Below are 21,625 nucleotides of genomic sequence, written 5' to 3' on the forward strand. Positions count from 1 at the left end.
GGTTGCAGCCCATCTAAAATTTCACTTTGCAAGCTTCCTCACTCAAATCTTTCTTCCCGGCACTCATGGGCATCAGGTAGAAAGCATACCGGAAATCGCCTGCCTTAATTTGGTATTGCAACTCCGGCTGGGCCACATCCGACCAGCTGTCGTTACCGCCTACCCCCATTTGTTTCAGATCAATATTTAAAGTCAGGTATCCTGATTCTTTCAATTCATTCGTATGCCTAGCCTCGTTGATGTTTGCTTCCGTCCAAGGCCAGGCACTCATGCTCAGCAGGCTGTCCGCCACCACCAGCAAGCCTTTCGTTTTTTGCTCATTCGACAAATACATCCAGCGAACATCGGTCCGGTTACCGTTTTCCTGCGGCATTACATAGGGTTCGATAAACTGGTCAATAGGCAAACTAAAGATTCCTGCCTCGAAACCGTGATTCCGGTCGATGTAATTTTCGAGCGGCCCTTTGCCGTACCAGCTGATTTGTCTGTACCCATCGAAAATACCGCACTGCATGCCCACTTTGGGGATATTCGGCAATTCTGCTGACACCTTCAGTTCGTATTCAACTTTCAGGGCGCCATTGCCCCGCAGGGTATAAACAACGGTGCAGGTAGCACTATCGGAGACAATATCGTACTGGCTGCGGACTTGCACCAGTCCATCTGCCATTATTTCAGTCGACACATTCGTCAATTTCGGGTTCGCATCGTACCAAACTTTCAGTTTTTTTTGGGGCTTCCAGCCACGCTCGTCGTTATCGGTCAACGGTCGGGTAAAGTGTGGCAACAGCGGTTCAAATAGTTGCTCTTCGCCGTTCCACTGATAGCTGCTCAGCGCACCGTTTGCCTTGTCAATTTTTAGGTTGAAGTTCTTTCCGCTCAATACAAACGCGTCATCCGTTTCAGCCAACTGTGCAGCGTTTCCTTTTACAGCTGCGCGTTGGGTGCTTAATCCGGTTAGGATAAACTGGTCGCGGGCCACTTCAAATCCGGCATCAGCCCAAGTTGTTTTTTCCTTTAGCTTGAATGAAATCGAAGCGAGATACTCGGCCCCCGGCTTCATTTTCGGCTGATATTGTTTCAGGCTGATGACGGTATCTTTTCCGGCTTCGAGCGAAACCAAAGGAATGGTCACTGTTTTTATCAGCTTCCCGTTTTCGAGGAATTCGAGGACTGGTACGTAGCTGTTCAAATTCAACACCGCGTGCCGGTTAATGATTTTCACACGGAATTCGCCGGCATCGAGTAATTCGCAAGCTACCGGTTGGAAAACCCATTTGCACTCGTACATCGCAGCTTTCGGCCGACCATCGGAAGCAACAATACCATTGATGCAAAAGTTTCCGTCGTGCAAAGTTTCGCCAAAATCGCCACCGTAAGCATAAAATTCGGTGCCGTTTTTATCGGTTTTCAGCAAGCCCTGGTCTTTGTAATCCCAAATGCAACCGCCAATCAAACGCGGAAGCGAGCGAATCTGGTCCCACCATTCTTTTATATTCCCGGTTGAGTTGCCCATGGAATGTGAATATTCACACCAGAAAATCGGGCGTTTGTCGCCATTGTCCTGACCAATCAAGAGCGGCCCGGTTTGGAGGTCGGGATACATCCGGCTCACAATGTCGATGTACGACTGGTCAAGCGGTGTTTGTATCCGGCGCGAGTGGTCCTTCGGGTAGCCGGGACTACCATACGGCAGGTAACCTTTTACTTTGTGGTCGCCCATGGCCGGTTCGTAATGCACCGGACGAGTGATATCAAAATCATGACAGTATGCGGCCATAACAGCCGTTGCCGGACCCCGGCCAGCCTCGTTGCCCAGGCTCCAAATAATAACTGACGGGTGATTTTTGTCGCGCTCCACCATGCGTACTACACGCTGCAAATGAGCGTTCAGCCATTTCGGGTCGTTGGCGAGTTTACCACCCAAACCGTGGGTCTCGAAATTGGCCTCATCAATCACATAAAGCCCGTATTCGTCGCATAAATCGTAGAGATACGGGTCGTTCGGGTAGTGGGCCGTGCGTACACAGTTAAAATTGAAGCGCTTAATTTGCTCAATGTCTTTACGGATATCCTCCCGGGTAAGCGCTTTCCCGCGGACTGGATGATGATCGTGCCGGTTCACCCCGTAAAGGTAAGTGACCTTGCCATTGACCAGCAGTTTGCTGTCGTCATTTGCAAATTCAATTTCACGAAAACCTACCTTGCAGCTTTTTGTTTCCAACACGTGCCCTATGCTGTCTTTTAAAGAAAGAACCAAGGTATATAAATTGGGCTCTTCTGCGCTCCATTTCAACGGATTGGCAACTTTGGCTTCCAGCAAACCAAACTTCACGTTATCGAGGCGCGGCCAAGCTTCCGTAAGAATGGATTCGGCGCTTCTAATCAACGGTTGCTCCAATACTTTTTGGTTGTTCGGGTCGTATAGCTGGGCTTCCAGGTTGTAACCTTTCGCCGGATCACCCGTCAGGTTTTGCAGGCGCGGACGGATGCTCAACACCGCATCGTTGTATTCATCATCCAAATCGGTTTGATAATGAAAATCGGCAATGCGCAGCCGGGGCTCGGCAAGCAACAGCACTTCGCGCTGGATGCCGCTCATCCGCCAATGGTCCTGATCCTCGAGATATGAACCATCGCTCCAGCGGATCACCTGAACCGATAACGTGTTTTCACCTTTTTGTAAATATCCGGTAATATTGAATTCGGAGGGCAGGTAGCTATCTTCGCCATAACCCAAAAACTGGCCATTCACCCAAACCTTGAAAGCCGAACTGACCGCGCCGAAGTGGAGGGTCACATTCATTTCAGTCCAATCTGCGGGGACTGAAAATGTTCGTTGATATGAACCTACCGCATTGTAATCTCGCGGCACGTAGGGAGGGTTAATCGGTCGAAACGGATAGACGGCACTTTTATAAATAGGAATGTCATAGCCTTTCATTTCCCAGTTGGATGGCACTTCAATTTTATCCCACCCCTGAACACGGGTTTTATAAAAATCAGTCGGCGCATCGGCGGGTTTCATCGCGAAATAGAAATCCCATTCGCCATTCAAACTCAGGCAGCGGCCGCTTTTATCCCGATCGCCAACCAGTGCTTCTTCTTCTGTTTTAAACGAATAGGCAGTTGCACGGGCCGGTTCCCGGTTCAGTTCGGTAATCTGGGGATCTTCCCATGGTTCCGTGTCATAAACATGCGGAACCGGTGGAATACCTTCAGGCAATTCAACCAACCGTTGTGCAGAAGCATTTCCCCAACAGCCAAGAACCAAGCCAAGCGCGAAAATTGAAAATCTCATCATTATCCGTAAATTTTATTGTGAGTCGTGAGACTTGAGACTTGAGTATTGGGTTTTGAATATTAATACTCTTATCTCATCACTTATGTCTTTGGCTCCTCTTAAATTTCAGTCAAACATTCATCTTTAAAATTGAATCCCCAGCCGGCCCGATCGTGCGGACGGGCAACGCCATTCACAATTTTGAGCGGGTGATCGATCAGCGGATCAATCCAATCGAACGATTCAGCTCCTGCGCCGTTCGGAATGGTACACAACAGCGGAATATCGTAATCTTTATAATAGTGCGGCAACACCGGAATGTTGAAAGCTCCGGCCAGCGCTGCGCTGTCGCGCCAGGCTTCAACCCCGCCCAGACGCAGAATATCGGGTTGCCAAATATCGATGGCATTGCGTTGCAACAACTCCCGTAAAGGCAGGCTTGAATATTCGCGTTCGCCCATGGCCAGTGAAATACCGGCCTGATTTTTCAGCAGTTCGAATCCCTGAAAATCGCTATGATTGATTGGCTCTTCGAACCAGGTAATTTGCAAATCGCGGGCGGCGCGGGCCAATGCCAAAGCAGAAGGGACATCCATGCCTTGGTTGGCGTCCATCATGATGTTGATGTCGTTGCCGACAGCCTCACGCACCAGGCGCAGGCGCTCAAGGTCTTCCCGCCAGTCGGGCTTACCAACCTTAATTTTCACAGCCTGAAAACCACGCGCTTTGTACCCGCTCACCTCATCAATCAGTTCGTCAACCGAATACGACAGCCAGCCTCCGCTACCGTAGATAGGCACTTCGGTTCGTGAGGTTCCGAGCACTTTCCAAATTGGTTGTCCCAAGGTTTTACACCAGGCATCCCACATGGCGATGTTGAAAGCAGCTTGCGCCCAACGGTTCACCCCTTCCAGCCCAAAGTACTCGTTGGCGTGGTTAATTTTTTCGAACACCTTCAACGTACTGAAAACCTCCTCGCCCAAGACCAGCTGACCAACATCACGAATCGCTCCGGCAATTGCCTTCGGACTATACTGAAAACTGAGTAAGTACGATTCGCCAACAATTCCATTTTTGGTTGCGATACGCAATACCAGAAACGAAATCTCGGTCAATGTATGCGTTGAATCTGCGATAGGCTTTTTCAGTGCCGCCTTTGCCGAGTACAGGTTGAAGTTTTTTATCGTGGTCATTTTCGTTTTAAAGTTTTGTGTTTATCTTTTTTTTACTGCAAAGAGCGCAAAGTTCTTCACAAAGAACGCAAAGAAGACTTCGGCTCATCAGTTACTCGTGAGCAGAAGGCTGCTCGTATCCAGCCCGTCGCTGCTGGCTGTGACATTTATTGTTCCGGCTTTTTCGGTGCTTTGCACAATCAGCAGACACATGCCATTGAATGCTTTTCGGTAATTGGCTTTGAACGGCTCGACGCTGGCCTGATAACCATTATCCACACCGGCTACGAATCCTTCACCCTCCACTTTAAAATTGATCAGATTGGCTGCATCGGGAACCATATTCCCGTCTTTGTCGGTCACTTTCACCGTGATGAAAGAGAGATCAGTTCCGTCAGCGTTTATTTTGCTTCGATCTGCTATCAATTCAATTTTGGCTGCCGGACCAGCTGTCTTAATTTCCTGCTCAAGTACCTGTTGCCCGTCTTTATAACTGATGGCTTTAATGCTTCCGGGCTGGAATGGAACCCGCCACATCACATGGAACTGGTCCTTTTCTTTTGATTTCCGGCCTTGCGAAACGCCATTCACAAACAGCTCTACCTCGTCAGCATTGTTGTAGTAAGCCCACAAATCGATGATTTGTCCTTCAGTCCAATTCCAGTGCGGGAACAAGTGCAACACCGTTTTATCCGACCACTCGCTTTGATACATGTAGTACACGTCTTTGGGGAAACCACACAGGTCGATAATTCCCAAATAGCTGCTTCGCGCGGGATACGGGTATGGTAGTGGCTCACCAATATAGTCGAAGCCAGACCAGATGAACATGCCCGGAATAAAGTCGTTGTTCTTCACCACCGCCCAGGTGTCCTCGTGCGTTGCTCCCCAGTAGGCAATAGCATTGTCGTACGACGATGCTGTAAAATCGGAGTTTCCATCAAATGGCGCCTTATAGGCTGGCGGCCAGATACGCACACTGTCTGACGGCATATCATAATGCCCGCGAGTAGAAAGCGCCGACATATTTTCGGAGGCCAGCATGCACTCGCCCGGGTAGCGGTCCGGGAATTTCAGGTATTCTTTATGCTTATAATTGAAGCTCAGCAGATCAAGCGCTCCCGATTTATAGAGGTTGTTTTTCTCCGGATCAGTTTCCGTTAAAGCAGCAGTCACCGGACGAGTCGTATCTAATGCTTTCACAATATCAACCAGCTCGCGGGTAATTTGAACCCCGGTCGTATCAAACTGCTCGGGAATTTCGTTGCCAATACTCCACACAAAAATGGACGGGTGGTTGCGGTCGCGCCTAATCATATCTTCCAGATCACGCTTGTGCCATTCATCCCAATACAAGTGATAGCCCTTCTTGGCCTTGGTTTTTTTCCACTCATCAAATGACTCATCGATTACCAGAAAGCCCATTTTATCACATAACTTCAATAATTCCGGTGCCGGAGGATTGTGGGCCATTCGAATGGCATTCACACCCATATCTTTTAAAATCTCCAGTTGCCGTTCCATGGCGCGGGTATTCACCGCAGCACCTAAAGCGCCCAAATCATGATGTTGATTGACACCGTGAAGCTTGTACTGTGTACCGTTCAGGAAAAAACCCTGATCAGCTGTAAATTCGAAAAAACGGACACCAAGTGGCGTTTCATATAGATCGACTAATTTCCCGGAACTGAGAACCTCAGTCGAAATCGTATATAAATTTGGATTTTCAGGAGACCACAAAGCCGGGGTTTTCAGCTCAAAATTCTGAGTCAATGTTGAAAGTCCGACAGTCAGGTCAAGTTTATTTTGCGCTTCTGCGACCGCTTGTCCATCTGCATCAGTGATGGTCGATTTCACAACCACCGACAAATTCGTTTCTTTTCTATTTTCGAGTTGAATATCCAATTTCACTTTCGCCAGCTCAGCTGAAACTTCGGGAGTGGTAACAAAAATTCCCCAATGCGCCACATGAACCGGATTCTTTTCAACCAGCCACACATGGCGATAAATGCCGGATCCGGTATACCAGCGCGAAGCAGGCTGAGCCGAATTATCGACCCGCACAGCCAGTGTATTGGCTTCCTCGCCGAAATGCAGATAGGGAGTCAACTCGTAGCGAAAGCCGATGTAGCCAAAGGGGCGCTTGCCTATATGATGACCGTTAATCCAAACCTCGCTGTTACAAAAAACACCATCAAAATCGATATAGAATTGTTTTTCAGTTTCCGGCTTTTCAAGTTGGAAGGTCTTCCGATACCATCCGATGCCAGTAGGCAGCGCACCACCTTCGGTTGTTGCCGGGGCATCAGCACTAAATTCACCTTCGATGCTCCAGTCGTGTGGAAGGTTCAGCGCTCGCCAGTTACTATCTTTATAGGAAGGTTGAAAAGCAAGCGAATCATCGCCTAACATGAATTTCCAATCCTTGTCAAAATTTTGGCTTTCCGCCAACTGGTGATTTTGGTCGCAACCAAGCAGCGCAAGCACCATCGCCAGCAAGAAAAAGTTTATTTGTTGTTTTCGTTTCATCTTCTTAATCTTTTAAACGCAAAGAACACAAAGGATACCGCAAAGGCCGCAAAGTCGGGTTCAACTAATTTCTGCGAACGGCGACTGCGACTGAACACTTCTTTTTACTTCACTTCCGACTCGGTAGCCGACTTGAATACCAATTCGCTTTTGCCTATATCCGTCGATGTGGCCAGCGCAATTCCCCGGTTGCCCAACGTATCCACTGCATTGTAATAGTGGTACACCACCCCGTCAACTTTAATGACATATGCTTTATGCGCAAACATGTTATCGTAGTTTTCAGACGGTTCAATCAGGTGCGGTCCGTCCCACTCGGTCCAGTGCAGCAAGTCGTACGAAGCCGCAAAGCTGTTGTACACCACCGTTTTACCTTCGGGCCAGTAGGCGCGGAAGAAGAACAGGACATAGACATCGCCGATTTTCTGAATGACTGCATCGCCGGTGATCCCCTTGTGATGATTCAAAACCGGTTGATCTCCAAAGCGCGTCCAGTTAATCATATCGTCCGAAACCGCCATACTAATGCGCTCAGCACCGCGATCGGGGTTAATACTGTCACCCCGGGCATTGTAGTACATGACAAATGGATGGCCGGTCAGTTTTTCTTGATCTTCAATAACGAAGTTCTTATACATTGTACTGTTATCGTACCAACGCGCATCCGGGTCGGTCGACATCATCACCGGTTCTCTCAAGCGGTTCCACTGGTGTAAAGTTGCCGGATCTTCTTCAGTAAAAGCCATTCCAACCGATAGCAAGCCTTTTTCGTAACCGGTTGAGTTTCCGCCGAAATAGCTCATCCAGTATTTTCCGTCGTAGGAATTGATGCCGTAAGCACCGCCCCAGTCATAGTCAATGAGCGACGGATAGCCGGCTTTTTGGTTCACATCCCAATCGGTGGTATCCGAAAATTGCATGATGCAGCCCTGTTCGTCCCAGTTAATCAAATCCTGGCTCCAAGCCAGGTGGGTTTCGTAACCGCGACCGTCAAACACGATGTAAGTCATCACCCACTTATCGTTGTGGCGGAAAATGGTGGGGCAATCCATCATCTGCGAACTGCTGTCGGGCACCATCACCAGCCCGTATTTGTATGGTGTTTTTACCTCGTTATAAATCTCCTCCATCTTCTGCTGAGACACAGTTTCCGGTAATTCTTTCTTTTTAGGAGTACAGGCCACCACTGCGATGGCTGCCATTGTTAGTGCGAAAAATGTTCTTTTCATCGGTTTATTTCATAGCGGTCGTCGACCGGTTTATTGTTTGATTTTCAGTTCGAATTCATAACCACCGGATTGAATTTCGCAACGCGGCTTTCCATCCTGTTTGTCCAGTAGCGTGATCAGTTCTTTGTTTTGATCAGAAGACTGCAAAGCCCTGGTTTGTATATCCCCCTCAAAAGGCATAATTATTTTTGCGGTGGTATTCACCGGAATTTCAACACGGAGAATAAATGAGTCGTCTTTCTTTTGCCAGTTACTCACAATCTTCCCGTAAGGCGAGTCGAATGACACATTGGCGTAAGTCAGATCTTTAACTACCTCGGGTTGAATGACAATCGACTCATAAGCCACCGAGTTTTCAGTTTGCCGGATACCGCCCAGTCCTTGGTAAAACCACTCCATCAGGTGACCCAGCATCAGATGATTAAGTGACTTTGAGGGCAGTGCCTGCCATGACTCTGCCAGCGAAGTGGCACCCGTTTTTAGTTGATAACCGTATCCGGGAACATCGTCTCGGTTATTCATTTCATATAGTAATTCAGACTTGCCGAATCGGGTCAGCGCATCAACCAAATAGTGAAAACCAACATCGCCCGCAGTAATCGCTTTGCCATCAGCTTCAATTTGTTTGATGAGATTATGCAGCACTTTGGGTTGGTTCTCTTCATCAACTAAGCCAAGGCTCAATGGCATCGCCAACGATGTCTGACTGCCGGTTGCATAAATAGCCAAATCGGGTTTGTAGAATTCCGAATTGAACGATTCCCTGATTCTTTCGGCCAAATCCTCAAAATGTTTTGCTTCGTCATCGTTACCCAATCTGGAAGCTACTTTAGCCATCAGTTGCGCATCGTAGAAATAAGTTGCCGTTGCGACCAGCGGAACCGGCGTGAGTTGTGCATATCCAGGCTCGCCGGGACCAACATCATACCAATCGCCTAATCCATGCGACAGAATATTGTTATCTGCTTTACTTTCCAGGTAGCTCATGTAGTGCAGCATCATTGGCCAGGTTTCTGCCATGATGTCGGCATCACCATACCATTTGTAAATCAGCCAGGGCAAAATAATAGAGGCACTGCCCCATTCGGGCGAACCGCGGAAAGCCGCGTCATAATATTCAAAGTTGATGTATTCGGGAACGATATTCGGCACCAGTCCTTTTTCAGTCTGCGCATCCTGCATATCGGCAAGTAGTTTCTCGTATAATTTATACAGGTTGAAATTGAAATGGACACTCGTACCCATCAGATGGGTTTGCTCAATCCATCCTAGCTTTTCGCGGGTTGGGCAGTCGGTCATCACCGACTGCAGGTTGCTTTTGATGCCCCAATTGATGAGCGTAAAAATTTGGTTGAACAGCGGGTTCGAGCATTCGAAGGTTCCCGTTGCGGGCATGGCATTGCGGGTATGCAGCGAGCGAATGCTCAGCAAAACCGGCAAAGCAGATTGAACCGAGTCGGGCCGTGCATTTTCAACCTGCACGTAGCGAAAGCCCACGTACGAAAACTGTGGTTGCCAGCTTTCTCCGCCGTCGCCCTTCAAGGTATAACTAAAATAATACGGGCCGCCCGAGCCGCGCTGGCTCACCGAACCGTCTTCCCTCAAAGCTTCGCCGGGAATCAGTTTCACCCTCTTCCCTTTTTCGCCCTTCAATTTTACAGCGACAATTCCGGAGACATTTTGCCCGAAATCGTAAACGAACGAACTGTCATTGAGCTGCTTTACCGAAACCGGATCAAACTGTTCCATCACGCGAACCGGGTAGTTCATATCGGCTTTCAATTGGCCTGCTGGAGCCTCAACGTTCACTGCTTGTTTCCAGGCCGAATCATCAAAAGCGGCGGTATTCCAACCGGGTTGTTCCAGTTGAGCATCATAATCCTCGCCGCCAAAAATACCCGAATAGGTAATGGCTGAGGGAGTTGTTCTCCAGCTTTCGTCCGACACCAGCGACTCCGAGGTGCCATCGGCATAATTCAGCTGCAGGCGGCAAATCATTCGCGGAAAACCATAGGCGATAATCAGCTTGCGGTAGCGCTCGCGGTTATTGTAGTGAAAACCATTACCAACCAGCACACCCAGCGCATTGTCGCCGGTGGTTACCAATTTGGTCACATCGTAAGCATTGTAGAAAACGGTTTTATCGTATTCTGTCCAGCCCGGAGTCAGAAAATCGTTGCCAATTTTTTGGCCGTTCAGCGAAGCTTCGTACTGCCCCAACCCGCTAATGTAAAGGGTGGCCGAAGTCAGTTTCGATTTGGTTTGAAAAGCTTTGCGAAACATCGGAACCACTGCTCGCTGCTCCACTTTGTCAAGAGAAAGGTCTCCGTAGCCGGTCACGCCGCATACCAGTCGCTTATCGGAGGGCAGCTGCTCGTAGCCAATCCACTGTGCTCCGGCCCAGTCAGCCGAGTCGCGCAAGCCGGTTTGAAAAGCGGACAACTTGCTCCACTCTGACTCGTTGCCCTGTTCGTCCCAAACTTTCACACGCCAATAATAGCGGGTGGCGCTTTTCAGTTCTGGTCCGGCATACGAAACCAGCAGCGATTGTGCCGACTCCACCTTACCGGAGTTCCACACGTTTCCGTTTTGGGCGCCTTCGGAACTGTCACCAACAACAATTTGCCAGGCTGACTGGCTTGTTCCGCCAAAATCGGATGTCAATTTCCAGCTAAAACGAAGCTGATTGGCGTCCAGCAACGGCACTTCGGTTGAAAAACCATTTACCGAGCTTTCGCTCACCTGAATATTTATTTTGGGTGATGAACAGGAAAAGACAAACAAGGCGATAAAGAGCAGGTGACAAATTATCTTCATGAGATTCGTTCATTTTATTGGTTTTTGAACCTGGCTGCGGCCCGGTTCCTGGTTTTTTCAGCCTGACAAACGCTTATTTTTCACCTTCAACCGACAAAAAACAAAGCGCCCTAAAAACACAATCCAACATTAAGTTTCTAATTTTTAGAAAATTAATGTTAACGTTTACATTTTGTATTAGACTGAATTTATGGGTTTTAATATTAATAAAATCAGGTTTAATTTGAAAACGTTTATTGAAAAAAAACTAATTTCTGCAACGTATTAGTTCGATTGTATGAACTTGACCCTGCAAATTCAATTTATATAATCAAAATAGTGTATTCCTCATCAATAATGATAACTCTTTAAGAACGCCAATCTTGAACCAACCTGCTTGATCCACTCTCTGGCCATTAATTCATGTCCAAAAACCGTTGGATGAACGCCATCCCAAATCCAATAGTCAATCGGTGTAGATTTTTGTGCTTGTTCAAACAGGCTGGCAAAATCGATCAGTATAGCATCAAACTCTTCAGCAATCATTCTTATAATCTGGGCCCTTGCGAGCGTTGCCTCATGCCACAATTCCCATTTTTCTTTTCGGGCGCCAACCGGGAACACAAAAGGAATTCCCAGAACGAGCAGGAGGTCAGGATTTATTTCCAGGGACGTTTTCAACAACTTACGATAAACCCGTCCAAATGCCTCCAAATCCCCGGCATCAGGTTGATTCGCTACCAAAGCACCAACATCATTGATACCAATAAGGAGACTAAGCACATCCGGCTTCAAAGCAAGCGTGTCGGTTGACCAACGTTTGTCCAGATCGGAGACTTTATTTCCACTAATCCCTCGGTTATAAAATGAAAAACCGGACTGGGGAAAATCTGCCCCAATACGACTGGCAACTGAAAAGACATAACCATGGCCGAGAATGTGATTCGGATCATTATTTCTTCCCCACTTACCGTCGGTTATTGAATCTCCTTGAAACAGAAAAGTAAAACCTTTAAACTGATCAGGAACTTGAACCTCGTCGTTTGCCAAAGTATCAATGGGAGATAGACTGGTCATCGCACCCGCAACTCCGGCAGTTTTTAAGAATTTCCTTCTTGAGAATCGATATTTGTCCACAGCGTAATTATTTTGAATGTATCAAATCATACTTCGTCCTGCTCTCGAATAATACATCAACCATTTTTTGAGGAATCTGCCCAGTTTGATCAGGGGGAACATTGAGCAAGAAATTGGCCCCTCTTTCTTTAGAAATCAGTCGCATACCCGTAATTTCGTTGGCGCTCCGAATCTGATTTTCACCTTTCCAAAACAAGTATAACAAATGGTATCACAAACTTCTCCCGGGATGAAATAATCTTCATCTTCCCCGAGGTAATTTTTCACGGCGTACCAAGGATTGTATCCATCGCGAGAAGGCGGTAATCCCCGTTCCATCGACACCAAATCAGTAGGCCAGGAATAATCGGTTTTTATTTGATGATCCCTATCTACACCTCCATTCATCATCACCAGGGTGTCAGGCTGCAATTGTGAAATCGCCTGATATTGTTTTACCCGGTTCTCATAACTTAGCATTCCGGGAATATCAATCCAAACTTCAACAAAGGGACCGTATTGGGTCATTAATTCCTCAACTTGGTTGAATTGAAACTCGCAGTATTCTGATGTGGTAAACTTGTTTTCCCATGGCACATTGGAGGGTGTAGCAGATCCGAACAAATGGTGATTATCCCAGGAACAATAATAGAATCCGGGCAAAATACCATATTTATGGCAAGCTGCAACAAAGGCTGCCATAACATCGGTTTGGTTACCGGAATTTCCAACATGGTAATCCGTATATTTGCTGGGCCAAAGACAATGTCCGGAAACATGTTTGGCCGTAAGTACAATGTACCTCATACCCGCATCCCGGGCAACCCGCACCCATTGGTCAACGTCCAGCCCAGTGGGATTGTAAAGCGAGCCGGAATCTTTTCCCGAACCCAATTCTTCGCCAGAAAACGTACTCATCCCAAAATGGACAAACATGCCATACTCCAATTCCTTCCATTGTGTCAATAGATTAACAGGCAACCGCTGGGTACCGGTTTTCTGATCACAATTATCACGCAAAAGAGGATAATTACCGTCGGCCCAGCTGTTAAGGCCCATCCCGGCAACCGCAGAAAGAATAGTTGATTTTTTCAAAAAGTTACGTCGATCCAATAACGTTGTCATACAAGATCATGTTTAAGTTAGGTTCTGGAAAAACATGTGTGAGCCGATCTATCAATCAGAGAAAAATAGAGCCCCCGGAAACATGGGGCTCTTTTTTCATGTTTTAATAACCCGAGTTTTGAATCAGATTCGGATTATTATCCAATTCTGATGTCTGGAAGGGTAAGATATAGTTCTTTTCTTCAAACACAAGAGGATCTCCGGCAGGCGTTTCCAACGTTGGTAATTTAACATGAGCAATACGCCATCTCTTTAAATCATTGTAACGTTGACCTTCAAGGGCCAATTCAACTCGTCTTTCATTACGAATAAAATCCCGGAGACTTTCCTTAGTATTATACCGGGTGCGATCTACGCGTGGCATATTAACACCGTCACGCCCTCTCACTTCATCAATTGCATCGTACACGGCAGTTGCCGGGCCGGTGGCTTCGTTAGTTGCTTCGGCATACATCAGCAATACATCAGCATAGCGCAAATGTACATAGTCCTGATCAGTCAATGTAGCGGTAGATGCAGAAAACGGAGCAAGAGAGAGGTCAACATACTTTTCGACCAGAAAACCAGTATAAGACTCATAGCTACCTGTCCACGGTGCACCCACTGAATTATACCAGGTTTCTCCGGGTGTTTTAATAGTCATGTCCATCCGTGGATCCCTGTTTAGATAAGGATTTTCTGGATCAAACAACGGAGATTCGTTTGTTGGCAAACCGTCAGTCATTTGATACGCTGTCGTTAAATCCGGATAAGGCTGCATTAATGACCACCATCCCAGTTCGATATTCATCCCTGCGGAACCTGGACTTGTACGATGCACATTTGTTGGGGCCAGGTATTTTGTCGAGAACATAATCTCCTTATTCACATTCGAATTTTTCTGCCCGGTGGTAAGAAATATGTCCTGATAGCTATTCGACAACCCAAATTTTCCGGAATCCATAATCTGTTTCAAAACAGTGGCAGCTTCAGCCCATTTTTGTTGAGTAATCAAAACCCGTCCTAGTAAACCTTGCGCACTACCTTTTACTGCATGCCCTGTATATTTCTCGTCGGGTAACCTGGAGATGGCAAAATTCAAGTCTTCTTCGATAAAAGCATAAACTTCCTCCTGGGTACTTTTAGCTATTTTAGCATCTTCCAACGTTTTTGGAAAATTTCTGTAAATGATAACCCCGCCAAAGCTTTGAACCAAATCGAAATAACATAGAGCCCTGATAAAACGAACCTCAGCCGTGTATTTTTCTTTTGTCGATTCAGCCATATCCGGAACCTTACCAATGTTGTCCAGAAAATAATTACAACTGGTGATTGCCCGATATGGACTGCTGTACATATTTGCCATAGCACCTGAAAGTCCTGGTGAAATGCTACCCGTTGTCATGTTCGTCATATTTGGTTGGTTACCGTTACCCGGATCAAGATAGGCATTGTCAGAAAGGCCATCCAGATAAACCCGCTCATAACCAAGAAAGTTTTGTTGCAACCTGGAATAGACTCCATTAAGTGCTGTGGTCGCATCTGCCTCATTTGCCCAGAAGATTTCACCGGATACACTGTTCAAGGGATTTTTATCTAAAAAATCTTCATTGCACGCCGTTAAGAACAGTGCCATGATAATTATTAATAAATATCGGTATGATAGAAATTTTGTTCTCATTTTAATTACGTTTTAGAATTTAACATTCAATCCAAAATTGAAAATACGAGCCTGAGGATATTCAGCGTAGTTCCCGGTTACACTGGCCCTTTCCGGGTCAGAACCTTCATATTTCGTGAATGTGAGCAAGTTATCTGCTGATACATAAACACTTAAATCTTTCGCCCTGATTTTGCTGATTAAGGATTTTGGAAGATCATACGAAAGCATAACATTCTTCAACCTCAAGTAAGATGCATCCTGCAAATAATAAGTTGATCCACCGAAATTGGCCACCCCCGAGTAACCAGCGACATAAATTGCCGGCAGCGTATTGCTTTGGTTCTCAGGCGTCCAGGCATCGCGCCATTTTGTGGTTGGTGGTGTTCCTTGCATGAATGGATCAATCCCCCAGTTGTTGACACGTGCTTTACGTCCTTCAACTCCTTGGAAGAAAGCACTAAGTGTGAAATTCTTATAGCCAATATTCAGACCAAATGAATACAGAAAATCAGCATAGGCGCCACCTACCACCCTGCGGTCATCGGTATCCACATCACCATCACCATCCATATCCTTCATTTTCAAATCACCTGGCCGTGGATTTGGATTTAGCACATGTTTTGGCGTAAGCGGATTGTCGATATCATCTTCCTGGAAAATTCCATCCCAGATATACAGAAAATGCGAACCATACGGCAACCCAACTTCATTAATGGTCGTACCTTTGCTGGGGACACGAATATGTACCAATTCATTTTTAGCTGTCGAAATTTGGAAATTAGCGCCATAATTTACCTCGCCAATTTTATTCTGATGGCTCAATTCCAGTTCAATCCCCTTGTTCCGCATTTTTCCGTCATTCAACGTCGGAGACGAAAGGCCCAAGCTGGCAGGAACCGGCTGAGCTGCTAAAATATCATAAGTCGTTTTGTTGAACCAGTCGAAAGTTACACCCAACAAGCCCGAGAAAATATTTACGTCAAATCCAAAGTCAAGAATACTGGTCGATTCCCATTTTAAACTTTGATCTTTAAATACATTCACGACAGCCCCCTGAGAAAGTGACTCTTCAAACGGGTAATAGACATTATTGATCACTAAGTTATTTTGATACAGATAAGTACCAACATCCTGGTTCCCAAGAACGCCATAGGATGCCCTCAATTTCAAATAATTGATCCAACTAACCTGGTCTTTAATGAAGCTTTCTTCAGACATAAGCCAGCCAGCTGAAGCCGATGGAAACAGACCCCATCGGTAGTCAGGAGATACTTTTGATGTACCATCGTAGCGTAAGTTTGCCTCAACAAGATATTTTCCTTTAAATGAATAATTTGCTCGTCCAAATATGGATTGCATCGCCCACTCGGATGGACCAGCCAACGACGGCAAACGTGGATGGGTAAAAAACAGGGATTGGTTATCTGAGGAATAACCCGTTAACTCATCCAGAATTGGAGAAACCGAATTAATTCTGCGAGCCCGTAACGTTTGGTACTTATAACTTATTTGTTCATATCCCAATAAAGCTGAAATATCATGATCATTGTTGATCGTGGTATTATACGACATCACCGAATACACTGTTGGTGTGATGGCTTTTGAATACTGATCTGTTACCCCCAGGATATCCGGGCCATAAGCAAATTCCAGGTTATCTCCGGTATTAGTATCTTTCTCCTGAAGAACATAGCCTTTGTAAGGCACCTGATGCATTTTATAAAAAGAATCATCATAATTTATGGCCACTTTTGTGGTCCATACAAACCCTTTAAACGGCTTTAAATCAATATAAGCCTGTGCATTCAGGTTGTAATCTTTAGTTTTCTGATTCCCCATTGCATAATACTCGCTGGGGTTTCGGTTTCGACCTTCGTTCAGATAAGCCCTGGACGCAATCCGGCCACTGCCATCAGGCAAGTAAGGCCCGTAGGTTGGACCGGTAGCATAAATTGATAATGCCATGTTTGCACTTGTGAACGGTGGTTCCTGACGATCCTTATAGGTCAGAATCATTTTGGTTCCAAAATCAAGTATCTTACTGATTTCATTCGTATAGCTCAGCAACGCATTATAACGTTTGAATTTATACCCCGGCAGCATCGCTTCCTGATCCAGATAACTGAAAGATGCATTATAGGCACTCTTTTCCGATCCCCCGGACAGGGAGATACTATGATTGGTGACTATCGCATTTTTAAACCAATAGTCAACGGCATCAAAGTTCGGATACTGTTCCCGGTCAGTTGCATTTCGATACTTAGCAATTTCGTCTTCTGCATAACGGAAAGCGATACCTGAGCGGGCAGCCGCTTTATTGTACATTTCCATGTATTCAGCAGAGTTGGTAATAAAATCGGGAAGTTTTGTGGGTGAGTTGACAGCAATATTTCCACGGTAGCTGACAACAGTCTTACCTTTTTCCCCTTTCTTCGTGGTCACCAATATGACACCATTTGCAGCCCTGGCTCCATAAATCGAAGCTGATGCGGCATCTTTCAACAGGGTTATGTTTTCAATGTCGTCCGGTGACAGGTTGTTTAATGAACCGGTAACACCATCAATCAAAATAAGCGGATCATTGCTGCCACCAAATGAACCACGTCCGCGAATCAGAAACGACGGATTATCTCGCCCCGGTTCCGCACTGGGCTGAATAACCTGTAAGCCTGAAATTCGTCCTTGTAGCAGGTTCCCTGAGTTTGTTGCAGGCCTTTCCGTGAGAATATTACCAGCTACGGTTCCAACCGAACCTGTTAAGTTTGCCTTTTTTTGGATTCCATAGCCTACAACCACAACCTCGTCGATTCCCACCATGTCTTCTTGCAGCTGAATATCAACAATCTGGCGGTTGTCAACAAATATCTCCTGTGTCCTCATCCCCACGAATGTGAAAACCAAAGTAGCATCGGCAGGAACATTCGACAAGGTATAATTACCATTTACATCGGTAACGGTCCCAATTGAACTGCCTTTTAATACGACAGTTGCCCCGGGAATTGGCTCTCCCGACGAACTCGACACCTTACCCTTCACAGGTTCGGACTGTTGCCTGATCGGGTTGATGTGATCACTTTCATTGGTGTACAGCACAAAGTTATTATTGAAGGATCGGTACAGAATATTGGTACCTTCCAGGAGTACTTTCAATCCTTCCTCAATGTCAGAAAATTCAAGATCCACATTAACTTTCTGATCCACATCCACATTGGCACGGTTAAACAAAAATGAATAATCTGTTTCATCCTCAATGAATTTTAGCACATCAACCAAAGACTTATTGGAAGCCTTTATCTGTACTTTTGCATTGTTTTGTGAAAAAACACCCGCAGAAACCTGGAAAAATGCCAGAAAAAGAATTAAGCTCGTTAGTTTCATAATGCGAAAAGTTTGCTTCAGGTGTGGTTGATGCCATACCTGAAATTTCATACGATTTTTTTTCATAAATTTGTGTTGTTTATTAGTAAATAAATGGTTACGGTTGCACCCGTAACTTTTAAAAGGGAAGTGCTCCAACACTTTCCTTTTTTTATTTTGCCTTTAGTCTAATTTCACTACCGTTTATTTCATATTGAAAATTTGAAGTTAATTGCATCATCATAAATAATTCCCGGATGCTTTCCGTTTTTATCGTCATCGTAAATTGCCCTTGGTCACGAAGCCTTGCATCCAAATGAATACTAACACCATACCATCGTTCAATCAGCGGAACCAATTCACCAAAACTGCTATCCTGGATTTTCAGCTCATTATTGCGCCAAACACTAAAAAGTTGAGCATTTACATTTTTGATATTCAAAGAATTTTCAGACAACACGGCTTGTTGTCCAGGAAGTATTTCCACTGGTCTTTCAATATTTTTACCAAATAATTCAATCCGGCCTTTATCCAATGTGGTTTCAACAATTGCCTCATCCGGATAACACCGTAAATTGAACTCAGTACCCAAAACGCGCACGTTTAGGCCCAATTCTGTATGTACAATAAACGGATGGGATTTATCTTCGGAAACCTCGAAATAGGCCTCTCCTGTCAAATTCACAGATCGAGGTTCAAGGGGATTATAGGTTATACTCGACTCTGAATTTAACCAAACCTTTGTTCCATCAGCCAAAATCATAATCGACTTTTCACCGGAAGGAACATGAAGTTGCACCAAGGTTTTCGTGTTGTTTGAATCGGTGAAAAGTCTGTATCCTTCTATGCTTCCCACACTGACAGAAACCAGAATCAAAACGGAGGCAGCAATTCTTGTCCAGTAGTTCAACAGAGGCTTACTGGTTTTTCTTGAGACATTCAGCCGTTTGGCTGAGAATTCCGACCACGAATCTTCTACATTAATTTGTGCCGATAGATTTTTTTGCCGACTAAGCCTATCTGTTTCATACAGTTGCCGAAGCTCTTCCCGGTTACCCTCGCTTTCGGCTATCCATCTGAATATTTGGTGGTCTTCAGAAAGTGAGGTTTCACGATTAATGAAACGAACAAGTTGCTCTTTATTGATTGTTGAATTCATTTCCAGTTTAATTACAAAAAGCAATACAGCTGGAAATGGTTTTACCCTGACACGGTGCAATAATTTTTTTAAAAATTTTACACCTCAACCCTTATTATTTAAAAATCAAGACAAATAGCTTTTCAAGTGTGCCCTAAGCCGTGATAAGGCCCGGCCCATTTGAGTTTCGACTGTTTTCACTGAAATATTTAATTCTTTTGATATTTCAGCATATTTGAGGCCTTTTTCGCGGCTTAGGAGAAAAATCCGCCTGCATTCATCGGGCAATGATCCAATTGCTTGTTCTATATGCTCATTTAATTCTTTCAATTCCAACGTCATGAAATGATCTCCTACCGGATCATGCCCGGAATACAGCAAATACAAAGATGCATGATAGTCATTCTCTACCCGGCAATGTTCGAGTAAATTCAAACATGAATTTTTAACCGATCGAAACAGGTAAAACTGGATTTCATCGTCGAAAGACAATTGGCTCCTCTTGTTCCAAACCTGCAAGAAAACGTCCTGAACAATCTCTTTCGATTCCTCAACATTTTTAGTGTATCGATTCGCAAAACAACACAGGCGAAAAAAATATCTCCGGAAGATTAGTTCAAACTTTTCTTCCGGTTTTAAATCATCTTTGAAGACTGTTTTCTTTTGCCTGAATTTCATCGATTACCAATAAAGTAGATCCTAAAACTCTTCCACTACCGGGCGTCCTTCCAACCAGGCAAGCATGTTAACAACCAAATAGTTCCAGTTCTGAAAGCCTTTATTCAGCAATGGTTCACCGGTTTCCGGTTCATAATATTCATGCAGGGCGCCGTTTTGCGCAAAATCGCGACCGAACAGGGCGACGGTTTTGTTGGCCAGTTCGCGGGCTTCGTTGTCATAACCATATCTCACCAGACCACTAAAAACCATGTAGTTGGAAATTCCCCAAATCGGACCGCGCCAGTTGGAAGGGTTGGCACTTGCCCTCACACTGTACATCTTTTCCATTTTCGATAAGGTGCGGACACCCGAAGCAGAGTTGAAAGTCTTCGGGTTAGCGTAGTGCTCGCGAACCACCCGTTCGGCCTGTTCGGATGTGGCGATACCGGCCCACAAAGGCAAAAAGCCCGACCACACTTCGATGCGCTGAATCAGACAGTCATAGTCGCGCGGATAGCCGGCATGAATGACAAATTCCTTGCCCAGCGAGTTGTCAGTTGCGTTGGTCACCGGACGAAGATTCAAATCGACACTGTAAAAGAAACCATCGCGCTCGTCCCAGCAATGCTCCTGCACTGCGGCTTTCAAAATGGCGGCATCCAACTCAAATTCTTTGCCTACTTCGGGTATTTTTAAGCAATCGGCCAGATAAACCATGGCCAGCAGTTCGCGATACATCAAACAATTGAGGTAAATAGAGGCCGAACTTCCGTTGGGCCGAAAAAAAGTACAGGGATCATTGTCCACCCCGATGGCCACATCGGTCTGCCAGTAATACAAGCCAGTATTTTTATCGCGATGATGATTTTTATAATTATTCACAAATGCTTGCAAGTGGTAAAACTTTTCACGTAGCCATTCGGCATCTCCGTTTTGTTGTTTCACCAAAAACGCCGCATGTTGTGCCAATACCGGCTTGTGCATATTCGATTTATAAATATCACGCCCGTTGAGCTGCCGAGGGTTCGAGTCTTCCCAGATCACAACAGGCAGGTAACCGTCCCAATCGCCGTAGTGCAGAAAATTGAGCACACAGCCTTGTTCATATTTGATGGCCTCTTTCGAATCGGCTTCCGACCCCACATCGGAAAGAATTTGCCGAAGTGCAATATTACTCCACCACGAATCCCAGTCCCACAGCACATTGGCATACTGGTTACTACCGGGCGTCAGGAACGGAAATACCAACGATCCGCTTGGCGGACGGTACATTTGTTTAAAATCTCTGTAAACATTGGATTTAATCAACGATGCATACTCACTTGCTGATTTTGAAGCAGATTGTCCGAATAACTGCAAAACAAACAGCAAAAAAAGAATGGCAGTAGAACCAGAATGGCGAAGTGCACTATTTTTCTTCATAGCCCGGGGCATTAGTTTATTCAGTTTTAAAATTACGATACTCACACCATTAATCGCGCCTGAAATAATAATTTTTAAATCCGGCGCGATGCAAAACAGAAAGACTGCCAACCCGGGAAATACCGGACCGGCAGTCTGTTCAATATTCAAGAATTT

Annotated in this window: 12 protein-coding genes; all 12 read right to left on the bottom strand. The window is 45.5% G+C overall.

The window, feature by feature from the left end; genetic code table 11:
* Positions 1–13: 13 nt before the first annotated feature.
* A complete protein-coding gene (locus N2K84_RS03865; protein ID WP_282590461.1) occupies positions 14–3,304 on the bottom strand; it encodes a glycoside hydrolase family 2 TIM barrel-domain containing protein in 3,291 nt (1,096 codons plus the stop codon).
* A 98-nt stretch (positions 3,305–3,402) separates the two neighbouring features.
* Positions 3,403–4,476: a mandelate racemase/muconate lactonizing enzyme family protein gene (locus N2K84_RS03870; protein WP_282590462.1), complete on the bottom strand. Its 1,074-nt coding sequence runs from the start codon at positions 4,474–4,476 to the stop codon at positions 3,403–3,405.
* 87 nt (positions 4,477–4,563) lie between these two features.
* The gene (gene galB / locus N2K84_RS03875) at positions 4,564–6,984 is read right to left on the bottom strand and encodes a beta-galactosidase GalB (RefSeq protein ID WP_282590463.1); all 2,421 of its coding nucleotides are present in this window, start codon (positions 6,982–6,984) and stop codon (positions 4,564–4,566) included.
* A gap of 104 nt (positions 6,985–7,088) precedes the next feature.
* Positions 7,089–8,213, bottom strand: coding sequence for a glycoside hydrolase family protein (locus tag N2K84_RS03880; RefSeq protein WP_282590464.1), 1,125 nt, complete (start codon positions 8,211–8,213; stop codon positions 7,089–7,091).
* Between the two features lie 30 nt (positions 8,214–8,243).
* Complete coding sequence (locus N2K84_RS03885; RefSeq protein WP_282590465.1) at positions 8,244–11,030, bottom strand: alpha-L-rhamnosidase; 2,787 nt, start codon at positions 11,028–11,030, stop codon at positions 8,244–8,246.
* Positions 11,031–11,360: 330 nt separating this feature from the next.
* A complete protein-coding gene (locus tag N2K84_RS03890) occupies positions 11,361–12,146 on the bottom strand; it encodes a GDSL-type esterase/lipase family protein (RefSeq protein ID WP_282590466.1) in 786 nt (261 codons plus the stop codon).
* Positions 12,147–12,281: 135 nt separating this feature from the next.
* Complete coding sequence (locus N2K84_RS03895) at positions 12,282–13,250, bottom strand: alpha-L-fucosidase (protein WP_282590467.1); 969 nt, start codon at positions 13,248–13,250, stop codon at positions 12,282–12,284.
* 103 nt (positions 13,251–13,353) lie between these two features.
* Entirely contained in the window at positions 13,354–14,910 is a 1,557-nt protein-coding gene (locus N2K84_RS03900; RefSeq protein WP_282590468.1) for a RagB/SusD family nutrient uptake outer membrane protein, read from the bottom strand.
* Positions 14,911–14,922: 12 nt separating this feature from the next.
* Positions 14,923–18,321 carry a TonB-dependent receptor gene (locus tag N2K84_RS03905; protein WP_282590469.1) on the bottom strand — a complete coding sequence of 1,133 codons (3,399 nt, stop codon included), beginning with the start codon at positions 18,319–18,321 and terminating at the stop codon, positions 14,923–14,925.
* A gap of 100 nt (positions 18,322–18,421) precedes the next feature.
* A complete protein-coding gene (locus N2K84_RS03910) occupies positions 18,422–19,408 on the bottom strand; it encodes a FecR family protein (RefSeq protein WP_282590470.1) in 987 nt (328 codons plus the stop codon).
* Between the two features lie 105 nt (positions 19,409–19,513).
* A complete protein-coding gene (locus N2K84_RS03915) occupies positions 19,514–20,065 on the bottom strand; it encodes an RNA polymerase sigma-70 factor (protein WP_282590471.1) in 552 nt (183 codons plus the stop codon).
* 21 nt (positions 20,066–20,086) lie between these two features.
* Entirely contained in the window at positions 20,087–21,469 is a 1,383-nt protein-coding gene (locus N2K84_RS03920) for an MGH1-like glycoside hydrolase domain-containing protein (RefSeq protein ID WP_282590472.1), read from the bottom strand.
* Positions 21,470–21,625 lie beyond the last annotated feature (156 nt).

Origin of the sequence: Gaoshiqia sediminis (assembly GCF_025907915.1) — a bacterium.
In the GTDB taxonomy this organism is placed as follows: Bacteria; Bacteroidota; Bacteroidia; order Bacteroidales; family Prolixibacteraceae; genus Gaoshiqia; species Gaoshiqia sediminis.